At 72.3% G+C, this 13,443-nt stretch carries 3 protein-coding genes; all 3 read left to right on the top strand.

What is annotated here, in order from left to right:
• Positions 1-81: 81 nt before the first annotated feature.
• From AAFN69_RS00930 to AAFN69_RS00920, 3 genes are read left to right on the top strand one after another with little or no spacing between them, the layout of a single operon-like run.
• Positions 82-2,220: an ABC transporter ATP-binding protein gene (locus AAFN69_RS00930; protein ID WP_347726264.1), complete on the top strand. Its 2,139-nt coding sequence runs from the start codon at positions 82-84 to the stop codon at positions 2,218-2,220.
• A gap of 51 nt (positions 2,221-2,271) precedes the next feature.
• A complete protein-coding gene (locus tag AAFN69_RS00925) occupies positions 2,272-8,841 on the top strand; it encodes an amino acid adenylation domain-containing protein (RefSeq protein WP_347726263.1) in 6,570 nt (2,189 codons plus the stop codon).
• Complete coding sequence (locus AAFN69_RS00920; protein WP_347726262.1) at positions 8,838-13,379, top strand: amino acid adenylation domain-containing protein; 4,542 nt, start codon at positions 8,838-8,840, stop codon at positions 13,377-13,379. Before AAFN69_RS00925 ends, AAFN69_RS00920 begins: the two co-directional genes overlap by 4 nt.
• Positions 13,380-13,443 lie beyond the last annotated feature (64 nt).

Genomic DNA, 13,443 nt, shown 5'->3' with positions numbered 1-13,443 from the left:
GCCGGGATGTGTCCGAGGGCTTCTTCTCCCATTCACGGCCGCTGCTCCACCGAATCCCTACAGCAGGAGGTATTCGTCGACATGCTGGTCACTCAGACCCCCGGTGGGGTGATGATGAAGGGCGGCGATGATGCGGAGCCCTCCAAGATCAGACCGGGAACAGGGCGGCGGGTACTGGCCTTCCTCAGGCCGCACCGCCGAACCGTGGTCACCCTCATTCTCGTGACCCTCGTCGATTCCCTCATCATCGTCACCACTCCGCTGTTGCTGAAGGAGATCGTCGACGGCGGGATCATGAAGGACGATGCCGGAGTCGTCGTCACACTGGCGCTGATCGTCGCCGGACTCGCCCTCGTCGGCGCCCTGACCCAGTTCGCGCAGAGTGCCCTGTCCGGGCGCATCGGCCAGGGGGTGAGCCGCGATCTGCGGGTCCGGGCGTTCAGCCATGTACAGCGCATGCCGCTGGCCTTCTTCACCCGTACCCAGACCGGCGCCCTCTCCAGCCGCCTCAGCACCGATGTGGTCATGGCCCAGCAGGCCCTCACCACGGTGCTGCTGTCGGCCACCGGCGCCCTCACGGTGGTGCTGGTACTCGCCGAGATGTTCTATCTCTCCTGGCTCATCACCCTGATCGCGCTGGTGCTGCTGCCGGTGTTCTTCCTGCCCTGGCTCTATGTCGGCCGCCGGCTCCAGGCGTACTCCCGGAAGCAGATGGAGCTGCACGCCCAGCTCAGCGGGACGATTCACGAGCGTTTCAATGTGCAAGGCGCCATGCTGGCGAAGCTCTTCGGCCGCCCGGCGGAGGAACTGGGGAAGTACCGGAGCCAAGCGGAGAAGGTGCGCGACGTCGGCGTACGGCTGACCGTCTTCAGCCGCCTCGCCTTCATTCTCATGGCCCTGCTCACCGCGCTCACCACCGCGCTCGTGTACGGAGTCGGCGGCGGACTGGTCCTCGACGGGGTGATCGGACTCGGCACGCTGGTTGCCCTCGCCACACTGCTGGGCCGGCTGTTCGGCCCCATCACCCAGCTCTCCAGCATCCAGGCCAACGCCCTCACGGTGCTGATCAGTTTCGACCGGATCTTCGAACTGCTCGACATCAAGCCGCTCATCGAGGAACGCCCGGACGCCGTCGCGCTCCCCGCGCCCGGCAGCGGCGGCGATGGAAGCGGCGGCAGCGGCGGTGGCGGCCGGGGCCGGGAGATCCGCTTCGAGCAGGTCTCCTTCGGTTACCCCCGCCCCGAGGAAGTCTCGCCGGCCTCCCTGGAGAACCATCCCGCCACCGCCGACGAGCGCGCCAAGGCCGTGCCCGAAGTCCTGCACGGACTGGACTTCACCGTCGCCCCCGGCACGCTCACCGCACTCGTCGGCCCCTCCGGCGCCGGCAAGACCACGATCACCCATCTGGTGTCCCGGCTGTACGACGCGACCTCGGGAGCCGTCCGTATCGACGGCAAGGACGTCCGCGACCTCACCTTCGAGTCCCTGGCCGCGACCGTGGGCGTCGTCGCCCAGGACGCGTACCTCTTCCACGACACCATCCGCGCGAACCTCGCCTACGCCCGCCCCGGTGCCACCGAGGAGGAGCTGCTGGAGGCGTGCGAACAGGCCCGTATCCGGGACCTGATCAGCTCCCTGCCGGACGGGCTCGACACCGTCGTCGGCGACCGCGGCTTCCGGCTCTCCGGCGGCGAGAAGCAGCGGCTCGCGGTGGCCCGGCTTCTGCTGAAGGCACCGGCGATCGTCGTTCTCGACGAGGCCACCGCCCACCTGGACTCCGAATCGGAGGCCGCCGTGCAGCGCGCCCTGAGCGCGGCGCTGAGCAACCGCACCTCCCTGGTGATCGCGCACCGGCTCTCCACCATCCGCGAGGCCGACCAGATTCTCGTCATCGACGACGGCCGGGTCCGCGAACGCGGCACCCACGACGAACTCCTCGCCGCCGGCGGCCTCTACTCCAGCCTCTACAACACCCAGTTCAGCAAGTCCGAGACACTGCCCCCGCCCCGCGGCAACGGCCACCGCGAGCAGGCCCCGCCGCAGGGTCCGACCGGCCCGAAGATCAGGACCCGCGGTGGCGGAATGCCCGGAGGGATGGGCGGCGGAATGCCCGGCGGCATGGGAGGTGGCCTGGGCGGCGGCTTGGGAGGCGGGTTGGGAGGCGGGTTGGGCGGCGGCGGAATGCCCGGCCCCCGGAGGCGCGGCGACGGTTCCCCCTGAGCAGCGCCGGCAGCCCGAGCAGCGGTCGTCCGTCGAGTCGAAGGGGGAGACATGAACGACACGTCCGGGGCAGGTCCCATCTCGGTTCTGGAGTTGTTCCGGGGGTGGGTGGCGCGGTCGCCGGGTGCGGTGGCGGTGGTGGATGGCGAGCGGGTGGTGTCGTACGGGGAGTTGGACGGTGCGTCGGATCGGGTGGCCGGGTGGTTGCGTGGTCGTGGTGTGGGTCGGGGTGATCGGGTCGCGGTCCGGCTGGAGCGGTCGGCGGATCTGATCGCGGCGCTGCTGGGGGTGTGGAAGGCGGGGGCGGCCTATGTTCCGGTGGATGGGGCTTATCCGGCGGAACGGGTCGCCTTTGTCCTGGAGGACTCTGCGCCGGCGGTGGTGATCGACGACTTGTCGCTGGTGGACGGCGGGGATGGGCGGCTTTCTGTCCCGGTGTCCGGTGATGACGTGGCGTATGTGATGTACACGTCGGGCTCGACGGGCACCCCGAAGGGTGTCGCCGTTCCCCATGGGAGCGTGGCGGCTCTGGTGGGGGATGCCGGCTGGGGTGTGGGGCCTGGGGACGCGGTGCTGTTCCACGCGCCGCACGCTTTCGACATCTCGCTTTTCGAGGTGTGGGTTCCGCTGGCGTCCGGGGCGCGTGTGGTGGTGGCGGGCCCGGGTTCCGTGGACGTGGCTGAGGTGCGCGGCCATGTCGCCGCCGGAGTGACGCATGTGCATGTGACGGCCGGGCTGTTCCGGGTCATGGCGGAAGAGGCACCGGACTGTTTCGCGGGGGCCCGTGAAGTCCTCACCGGTGGTGATGTGGTTCCGCTGGGTGCGGTGGAGCGGGTGCGGGCGGCCTGCCCCGACATCCGCGTACGCCATCTGTACGGCCCCACCGAGACGTCCCTCTGCGCGACCTGGCATCTGCTGGAACCCGGTGACGACCTCGCCGGCGTACTGCCGCTGGGCCGGCCGCTCAGTGGCCGACAGGTGTTCGTACTGGACGGGCGCCTCCAGCCGGTGCCGCCGGGTGTGGTCGGTGAGTTGTACGTCGCCGGTGCCGGGCTGGCGCGCGGCTACCTCGGCCGGTCCGGGCTGACGGCCGGGCGGTTTGTGGCCTCGCCGTTCGCGGACGGAAAGCGGATGTACCGCACCGGTGACCAGGCCCTGTGGACGGATGACGGCGAACTGCTCTTCGCCGGGCGGGCGGACGACCAGGTGAAGATCCGGGGTTTCCGTGTGGAGCCGGGTGAGGTGGAGGCCGTGCTCGCCGCGCGGCCCGGTGTCCGGCAGGCTGTTGTCGTCACGCGTGAGGACCGTCCCGGTGAGCGGCGGCTGATCGGGTATGTCGTCGCGGACGGACCGGAGGTTGATACCGGTGTGCTGCGGGCGGGTCTCGCGGAGCTGCTGCCGGAGTACATGGTCCCGGCCGTGCTGATCGTCTTGGACGCGCTGCCGCTGACCGTCAACGGGAAAGTGGACCACCGGGCCCTGCCCGCGCCGGATCTCACCGCCCGGGTGACCGGGCGTGAGCCCCGTACGCCCGCCGAGAAGCTGATGTGTGAGCTCTTCGCCGATGTTCTTGGCCTGGAGCGTGTCGGCGTGGAGGACAGCTTCTTCGAGCTGGGTGGCGACTCCATCATGTCCATGCAGCTCGCCGCGCGAGGCAACCGGAAGGGCATCGTCTTCGGCGCGCAGGACGTCTTCGAACACGAGACCCCCGCCGCCATCGCCACCGTCGCGAAGCTCGACACGGGCGACGAGACCGCACCGCGGAACGACGCCCCCCTCTTCGACCTCACGGCGGAAGAGTCCGCCGAGCTGGCGGCCACGGTCCCCGGCCTCGCCGAGATCTGGCCGCTCACACCGCTCCAGGAGGGGTTGCTCTTCCACGCCGCCTACGACGAGCGGGGCCCCGACGTCTACAAGGGCCAGTGGATCCTGGAGCTGACCGGACGGCTCGACGCCGCCCGGCTGCGGGCGGCCTGGGAGGGCGTCGTGGCCCGGCACGCGACCCTGCGGGCCGGCTTCCACCGGCTCGCCTCGGGGCGGTTGGCCCAGGCCGTCGTGGACGGCGTACGCATACCGTGGCGGGAGGTCGACCTCTCCGGACTCGGCGCGGCGGAGACCGGGACCCGGCTCGCCGAGACGGCCGCGCAGGAGCAGGCGAAACGTTTCGACCCGGCCCGGCCGCCGCTGCTCCGGCTCGTTCTCGTCCGGCTCTCCGAAGAGCGGCACCGGCTCATCGTCGTCACCCACCACATCCTCTTCGACGGCTGGTCCATGTCCGTCGTCCTCGACGAGGTCTCCGCGCTGTACGTCTCCGGCGGCGACGGCACGGGCCTCGGCCCCGCGCCCTCCTTCCGGGACCATCTGGCGTGGCTGTCACGCCAGGACAAGGAGGCGGCCCGCGAGGCGTGGCGGGCCGAGCTCGCCGGGGTGGACGAGCCGACCCTCGTCGACCCCCTTGATCTGGCGAAGGACTCGGCCGACGCGGGTTGGCTGAGCCGCGATTTCCCCGAGGAGTTCACCGGCCGGCTGGTCGCCTTCGCGCGCGGCGCCGGGCTGACGGTCAACACCCTGCTGCAAGGGGCCTGGGCGCTGGTGCTCTCGCGCCTCACGGGCCGTACCGACATCGTCTTCGGCGCCCCGGTCGCGGCCCGCCCCACCGAACTGCCGGACGTCGAGAAAATGGTCGGGGTGTTCATGAACACCGTGCCCGTCCGGGTGCCGCTCGACGCCGGGCAGCCGGTGGGGGAGATGCTGACCGGCTTGCAGGCCCGCCAGTCCGCGCTGATCGGCTCCCACCACCTGGGACTCTCCGAACTCCAGAAGCTCACCGGGTCCCGCTCGGCCTTCGACTCCGTCCTCGTCTTCGAGAACTACCCCCGCGCGGCCGGCACCCCGGAATCCCCCGGCGCCCTCCGGACGGAGCATGTCTCCACCGTGGAGGGGACCCACTACCCGCTGACGCTGGGCGCCGTGCTCGGCGACCGCCTGCGGATCCGCCTCGCGCACCGTCTCGCCCGGTTCTCCGGCACGGACGCCGAAGGGCTGGCGCATGCCCTGACCCGGGTGCTGGAGCAGGTGATCGAGGACCCGTCGGTGCCGGTGGGACGGCTGGCCGTGCCCGGCGTCACCGAGGAACCGGCCCTGTCGCCCGAGGCGCACGGACCGTACGCGGACGGCTCCCCGCTCCCGCCCCGCCGCTTCACCGACCTGGCCGCCCGCACCCCCGGGGCCACCGCCCTCGTCGCCGCCGGCCGTGAGCTGACGTACGGAGAACTCGGCCGGCACGCCGAGCTCCTGGCGCGCCGGCTGGACGCGCACGGCGTCGGCCCCGACACCCGGGTGGCCGTCCTGGCGCCCCGCTCGGCGGAGCTGATCACCGGCCTGCTCGGCATCGCCCTCGCGGGCGGCGCGTACGTCCCGGTCGACCCCGGACATCCGGCGGACCGCATCGCCTTCGTACTCGCCGACGCCGCGCCCGGGGCGATCCTCTGCACGACCGAGACCCGGCCGATGGTGCCGCCGGAATTCGCGGGACCGGTGCTGATCCTGGACGGACCGCCACCGCCGGACGAACCCGGCGGGCGGGTCCGGGTGGCGCCCGACGCCGACCACACCGCGTATGTCATCTACACCTCCGGTTCCACCGGCACCCCCAAGGGCGCCGCCGTCACCTGGGGCGGCCTGCGGAATCTGGTCGCCGAGCGGACCCAGCGGTACGCCCTCGGCCCGGACACCCGGCTCGCGCAACTGGTCTCGCCGAGCTTCGACGTGTCGATGGCGGACATCTGGCCGACGCTCTGCGCGGGCGGCCGGCTGGTGCTCGCCCCGCCGGGCGGGCACACCACCGGGGACGAACTGGGCGATCTGCTGGCCGGTCACCACATCACGCATGCCGTGATGCCCGCCGTCCAGCTCACCCATCTCCCCGACCGGCCACTGCCCGCGCTGCGCGTACTGGTGAGCGGCGGTGACGCCCTCCCGGCGGACACCCGCCGGCTCTGGGCCGGCCGCTGCGACCTCCGCAATGAGTACGGAGTCACCGAGGCGAGCGTCGTCTCCACCGTCACCGCCCCGCTGGACGACTCGGGCCCGCTGACGATCGGCGGCCCCATCACCCGCGCCGGCGCGTATGTCCTGGACGGCCTTCTGCGCCCCGTGCCGCCGGATGTGACCGGCGAGCTGTATGTGACGGGCGCCGGGCTGGCGCGCGGCTACCTCGGCCGGTCCGGGCTGACGGCCGGGCGGTTCGTCGCCTCGCCGTTCGCGGACGGACAGCGGATGTACCGCACCGGCGACCTGGCCCGCCGCACCCGCGGCGGCGAGCTGGTGTTCGTCGGACGGGCCGACGAGCAGGTCAAACTGCGCGGGTACCGGATCGAGCCGGGCGAGGTGGAGGCCGCGCTCCTCGGCCATCCGGACGTGGGACAGGCGGTCGTCGCGATCCACGGAACCCGGCTGATCGGCTACGCGGTGCCCGCGGCCGGCCGTGCCCCGGACCCCTCGGACATACGCGCCCATGTCTCCCGGACGCTGCCCGACTACATGGTCCCCGCGGCCGTCGTGATCCTCGACGAGCCGCCCCTGACCCCGAACGGCAAGCTGGACCGTGAGTCCCTGCCCGCACCCGACTTCGCCGCCGGAGCCCTCGGCCGGGCGCCGCGCACCCCCGCCGAGGAGGCGCTCTGCACGGCCGTCGCCGAGATGTTCGGCCTCGACCGGGTCGGCGCCGACGACAGCTTCTTCGCGCTCGGCGGCGACTCCATCACCTCGCTCCAACTGGTCACCCGGGCCCGACGGGCCGGACTCGTCGTCACACCCCGGCAGATCTTCGACGAGAAGACCCCCGAACGGATCGCCGCCGTCGCCCGGCCGGTCGCCGGCGAGGGGCCGGAAGACCGCACCGACGACGGCGCGGGCGAGGTCATCTGGACACCCGCCGCACGCTTCCTCGGCGAGCGGGTCGCGGGCGGCTCCTTCGCGCAGTGGACGATCCTCACGGCCCCGCCCGGACTCGATCCCGACGCCCTCACCGCCGCGCTCACCGCCCTCGTCGGCACGCACGCCATGCTTCGCGCCCGGGTGATCGACGACGGTGACGACGACCACGGCGGCGGCGGGCCGAGGCTGGTCGCCGGCGCCCGGGATGCCATGGACACGGCCACCGCCGGTCTGCTGATCCGTGTGGACGCGACCGGCGGTACCGAGGACACGCCCCCGACGGGGGCCGGTGCCGAGGACGCGGCTGTGACGGGGGCCGGTGCCGAGGACACGCCCCCGACGGGATCCCGCACCTTGGGCGCGACCCCGACGGGACCCCGCACCTTGGGCGCGACCCCGACGGGACCCCGCACCTTGGGCGCGACCCCGACCGGAGCAGGCGCCACCACCCCGGCCGGGCTCACCGACGCCGCCGAACAGGCCGCCCGCGAGGCCGTCGACCGGCTCGACCCGGCGGCCGGGGTGATGGTGCGGGCCGTCTGGCTGGACGCGGGTCCCACCCGGGCCGGCCGGCTGATCCTCGCCGTGCACCATCTCGCCGTCGACGGCGTGTCGTGGCGGATCCTGGTGCCGGACCTGAGGGAGGCGTACGAGGCCGCCGCCGCCGGACGCACCCCGCGCCCCGCCCCGGTCGCCACCTCCTACCGGCGCTGGACACGGCGGCTGGCGGCGGAGGCGCACCGCGACCACCGGGTCGCCGAACTGGCCGCCTGGACCGCGGCGCTGCGGGACGTCACGCCGCTGCCCGGCGTACCGCCCCTCGACCCGGCCCGGGACACGGCGGCGACCGTGCGCCACGACACCTGGACCCTGCGCAACAACGACACCGGCACCCTCGTCGGCCGGACGGCCGCCCAGTTCCACTGCGGCGTCCACGACATCCTGCTCGCCACCCTGGCCGGCGCCGTCGCCCACTGGCGGCAGGACCCGTACCCGCCGGTGCTGGTGAATGTCGAGGGCCACGGCCGCGTGCAGCTCGACGGCGCCGATCTGTCCCGTACGGTCGGCTGGTTCACCAGCGCCCACCCCGTACGGCTCGACGTGAGCGGTGTGGACCTCCGCGCGGCGATGGCCGGCGAGGCGGCGGCGGGCCGGCTGCTGAAGACCGTCAAGGAGCAGATCCGGGCCGTGCCCGGCGACGGACTGGGCTACGGCCTGCTGCGCCACCTCAACGACGCGACCGCACCCGCCCTGGCCGGCCTGCCCGTACCCCAGATCGGCTTCAACTACCTGGGCCGGTTCGACGCCCGAGCCGGCGGCTTCGGGAAGGCCGCGCACTCCGTCCCGTGGGAGCCGGCCACCGCGCGGGCCCTGCACAGCTCGGACGACCCGCGCATGCCCGCACCCCACGCCCTGGAGGCCGGCGCCGTGGTCCGGGACACCCGCCACGGCCCCGAACTGACCCTCACCCTGGGCCGCCCGGTCCGGGTGCTGGCCGACGAGAGCGTGCACACCCTCGGCCGGGTCTGGCTGGCGCTGCTGCGCGGCCTGGCCGCCCACTCGAATCAGCCGGTGGTCGGCGGCCACACCCCGTCCGACTTCCCCCTGCTGGACCTGGACCAGGACGAGGTCGAGCAGCTCGAAGCGATCGCAGCGGATCTCGAAGGAGGGCTCTCCCGGTGACATCCACCACCCCGGTCGACGGCTCGGCGCTCGCCGAGGTCTGGCCCCTGTCCCCGTTGCAGGAAGGTCTGCTCTTTCACGCCGAGTACGGCGGCCAGGGCCCCGACCTCTACACCCTCCAGCGCACCGACCTGCTGGAAGGGTCCATCGACGCCGGCCGGCTGCGTACCTCCTGGCAGGCCCTGCTGAACAGACACCCCGCCCTGCGGGCCAGCTTCCACCGCCGCAAGTCGGGCGGGACCGTGCAGCTGATCCCGCGCGAGGCCGCCCTGCTCTGGCGCGAGGTCGATCTGTCGGACGCCGACCTGACCGAGGAGGAGACCCTCGCCGAGGTGCGGCGGCTGGCCGCCGAGGAGCGGGCGCAGCGGTTCGACCTCGCCAAGGCGCCTCTGCTGCGGCTGCTGCTGGTCCGGCGGTCGGCCGAACGGCACTGGGCCGTGATGACTTCCCACCACATCCTGCTGGACGGCTGGTCGATGCCGGTCATGCTCAGCGAACTCGCCACCGTCTACGCGGCCGGCGGGGACGCCTCCGGTCTCGGTCCCGCGCCCTCCTTCCGGGACCATCTGGCGTGGCTCGCCCGCCAGGACAAGGAGGCGGCCCGTGCGGCTTGGCGGGCCGAGCTGACGGACGCGGACGGGCCCACCCTGGTCGCCCCCGCCGATCCGGACCGCGCGGCCGTGCTGCCCGAGAAGCAGGTGCTGACCCTCTCCGGTGAGCTCTCCGACGCTCTGACGGGACTGGCCCGGGGGCACGGCCTGACGGTCAACACCGTGATGCAGGGCGCCTGGGCGATGCTCCTGGCCCGGCTGGCCGGCCGTATGGATGTCGTCTTCGGCGCGACCGTCGCCGGCCGCCCCGCCGAACTCCCCGGTGTGGAATCGATGGTGGGCCTGTTCATCAACAGTGTGCCGGTACGTGTCCGGCTGGATGCCGAACAGCCCGTGCTGCGGCTGCTGACCGAGCTCCAGGACCGCCGGTCCGCGCTCCTGCCCCACCAGCATCTGAGCCTTCCCGAGATCCAGCGGGTGGGCGGACCCGGCGCCCTGTTCGACACCATGCTGATGTTCGAGAACTACCCCCGGCCGCCGGCGACGGCGTCGGAGCCCGGAGCGCTCGCCTTCACCCATGTCGAGGGCCATCAGGCCACCCACTACGCGCTGACCCTGGGGGTGATGCCGGGCGACCGGCTGCGGGTGCACATCACCTACCGCCCCGACGCGATCGACGCGGATGTGGCCCGGGATCTGCTGGGGCGCCTGGAGTGGGTGCTGGAGCAGGTGGTGGCCGATCCGTCGGTGGCGGTGGGCCGGGTTGGTCTGGTGGGTCCGCTGGAGCGGGGTCTGGTGGTGGAGGGCTGGAATGCCACCGCTGGTGAGGTGCCGGCTGTTTCGTCGGTTCTGGAGTTGTTCCGGGGGTGGGTGGCGCGGTCGCCGGGTGCGGTGGCGGTGGTGGATGGCGAGCGGGTGGTGTCGTACGGGGAGTTGGACGGTGCGTCGGATCGGGTGGCCGGGTGGCTGCGTGGTCGTGGTGTGGGTCGGGGTGATCGGGTCGCTGTGAGGCTGGAGCGGTCGGCGGATCTGATCGCGGCGCTGCTGGGGGTGTGGAAGGCGGGGGCGGCCTACGTTCCGGTGGATGGGGCCTATCCGGCGGAACGGGTCGCGTTTGTCCTGGAGGACTCGGCGCCGGCGGTGACGATTGATGATCTGTCCGTCCTGGACGGTGCGGGCGGGACGCCGGTGGTGGAGACATCGGGCGAGGATGTGGCGTATGTGATGTACACGTCGGGCTCGACGGGCATCCCGAAGGGTGTCGCCGTTCCCCATGGGAGCGTGGCGGCTCTGGTGGGTGACGGTAGTTGGGGTGTGGGGCCGGGGGACGCGGTGCTGTTCCACGCGCCGCACGCTTTCGACATCTCGCTCTTCGAGGTGTGGGTTCCGCTGGCCTCCGGGGCCCGGGTGGTGGTGGCGGGTGAGGGCGCGGTGGATGTGGCGGGCGTACGGGAGTACGTCTCGGCCGGGGTGACTCATGTGCACATCACCGCCGGGCTGTTCCGGGTCATGGCGGAAGAGGCACCGGATTGCTTCGCGGGTGTGCGTGAGGTTCTGACCGGTGGTGATGTGGTTCCGCTGGGTGCGGTCGAGCGAGTGCGGTCGGCCTGCCCGGAGGTACGCGTACGGCATCTCTATGGGCCGACCGAGGTGTCTCTCTGCGCGACCTCGCATCTGCTGGAGCCAGGTGACCATCTCGCGGGTGCGTTGCCGCTGGGCCGGCCGCTCAGTGACCGGCAGGTCTTCGTACTGGACGGGTTTCTTCAGCCGGTGCCGCCGGGTGTGGTGGGTGAGTTGTATGTCTCCGGCGCCGGGCTGGCGCGTGGCTATCCGGGGCGGGCGGGGCTGAGTTCTGGGCGGTTTGTGGCCTCGCCGTTCGCGGACGGCGGGCGGATGTACCGGACCGGAGATCTGGCCCGCTGGACGGACGAGGGTGAGCTGCTCTTCGCCGGCCGGGCCGACGACCAGGTCAAAATCCGGGGTTTCCGTGTGGAGCCGGGTGAGGTGGAGGCCGTGCTCGCCGCGCGGCCCGGTGTCCGGCAGGCTGTTGTCGTTACGCGTGAGGACCGTCCAGGTGATCGGCGGCTGATCGGGTATGTCGTCGCGGACGGACCGGAGGTTGATACTGGTGTGCTGCGGGCGGGTCTCGCGGAGCTGCTGCCGGAGTACATGGTCCCGGCCGTGCTGATCGTCTTGGACGCGCTGCCGCTGACCGTCAACGGGAAAGTGGACCACCGGGCTCTGCCCGCCCCGGATCTCGCGGGCCGGGTGAGCGGGCGTGAGCCCCGTACGCCCGCCGAGAAGCTGATGTGCGAGCTCTTCGCCGACGTCCTCGGCCTGGAACGCGTCGGCGTGGAGGACAGCTTCTTCGAGCTGGGCGGCGACTCCATCATGTCCATGCAGCTCGCCGCACGCGGCAACCGGAAGGGCATCGTCTTCGGCGCGCAGGACGTCTTCGAACACGAGACCCCCGCCGCCATCGCCACCGTCGCAAGGCTGGAGACGGGAGACGAGGCGGCTCCGGACATCGACACGGGTCCCGTGGCGCCGACACCCGTCCTCGTGGCCTCCGGCACCGCCGCCACCCGCCCCGGATTCGCCCAGTGGATGGTGGTCGCCGCCCCGCCGGCGCTGGATGTGAAGACCCTCGCCGCCGGGCTGGGCAGTCTGCTCGACACCCACGACATGCTGCGCGCCCGCGTGGTGGACGGGCCGAGGCTCGTGGTGGGGGAGCGCGGCGGCCTCGACCCCGCCACGCTGATCTCCGTACTGCGGGTGACCGAACCCGACAAGCTGGATGCGGCTGTTGAGCGGGCTGCTCGGGATGTGGCGGGTGGGCTGGATCCGGTGGGTGGGGTGATGGTGCGGTTGGTGTGGGTGGATGCGGGTGCGGATCGGGTGGGGCGGTTGGTGTTGGTTGTTCATCATTTGGTGGTGGACGGGGTGTCGTGGCGGATTCTGTTGCCGGATCTGCGGGCGGCGTGTGAGGCGGCTGCCGGGGGGCGTTCCGCTGAGCGGGGTGTGGTGGGGGCGTCGTTCCGGGGGTGGGCGCGGCTGCTGGAGTCGGAGGCGCGGAGTGATGCGCGGGTCGCGGAGTTGGACGGCTGGCGGGCGGTGCTGGGTGATGGGGACGCGCTGATCGGTGCCAGAGCGCTCGACCCGACCCGCGACACCGCCGACACCCTCGAACGCCATGTCTGGACCGTGCCCGCCCCACACGCACAGGTCATCGTCGGGCGCACCCCCGGTGTCTTCCACTGCGGTGTCCATGAAGTACTCCTCGCCACGCTCGCCGCAGCCGTCGTAGAGTGGCGCACCAGTACAGACAATGACGTTCTGGTGGATATCGAAGGCCATGGCCGTCAGTCGGTGTCCGGGGTGGATCTGTCCCGTACGGTCGGCTGGTTCACCAGTGTCTATCCGGTGCGGATCGATCTGGCGGGCGTTGATGTGGCGGACGCGCTGGCCGGGGGTCCGGCGGCGGGGGCGCTGCTGAAGGCGGTGAAGGAGCAGGCGCGGGCGGTGCCCGGGGACGGGCTCGGCCACGGACTGCTGCGTCACCTCAACGCCGACACGGCACCCGTACTGGCACAACTCCCCATACCGCAGGTGGGCTTCAACTACCTCGGCCGCTTCCCGGCACCATCGCCCGAACCAGCGCCCTGGCAGCCCGCCGGCCCCTCCGCACTCGGCGGCTCTATCGACCCGCACACACCCGTCAAGCATGCCCTCGACGCCGGAGCGGTGATCCGCGACAGCGCCGAGGGCCCCGAACTCACCCTCCTGCTGAGCCACCCCTCCGGCCCGCTCGACGCCGGCTCGGTCGACCGGCTCGGCCGGATCTGGCTGGGGCTGCTGGACGGTCTGGCCCAGCACACCACCGACCCCTCGGCGGGCGGCCACACCGCATCCGATTTCCCTCTCCTCGACCTCGATCAGGACGAAGTCGACGCGCTCGAAGCCGAGTTCGCCGACGAGCACCCGTAGTCACCCACCCCGACACCGGCCTGTGGGCGGCCAATCGCCCGGCACCCGTCTGTCTGTGAGGAGT

The sequence above is a fragment of the Streptomyces sp. CAU 1734 genome (genome assembly GCF_039888735.1).
GTDB lineage: Bacteria > Actinomycetota > Actinomycetes > Streptomycetales > Streptomycetaceae > Streptomyces.
This window is presented reverse-complemented; position numbering and strand designations above follow the sequence as displayed.

Bases quoted from the DNA above. Each gene is read 5' to 3' on its own strand.
- AAFN69_RS00930 (WP_347726264.1), top strand. From the start codon at position 82: ATGCTGGTCACTCAGACCCCCGGTGGGGTGATGATGAAGGGCGGCGAT.
- AAFN69_RS00925 (WP_347726263.1), top strand. From the start codon at position 2,272: ATGAACGACACGTCCGGGGCAGGTCCCATCTCGGTTCTGGAGTTGTTC.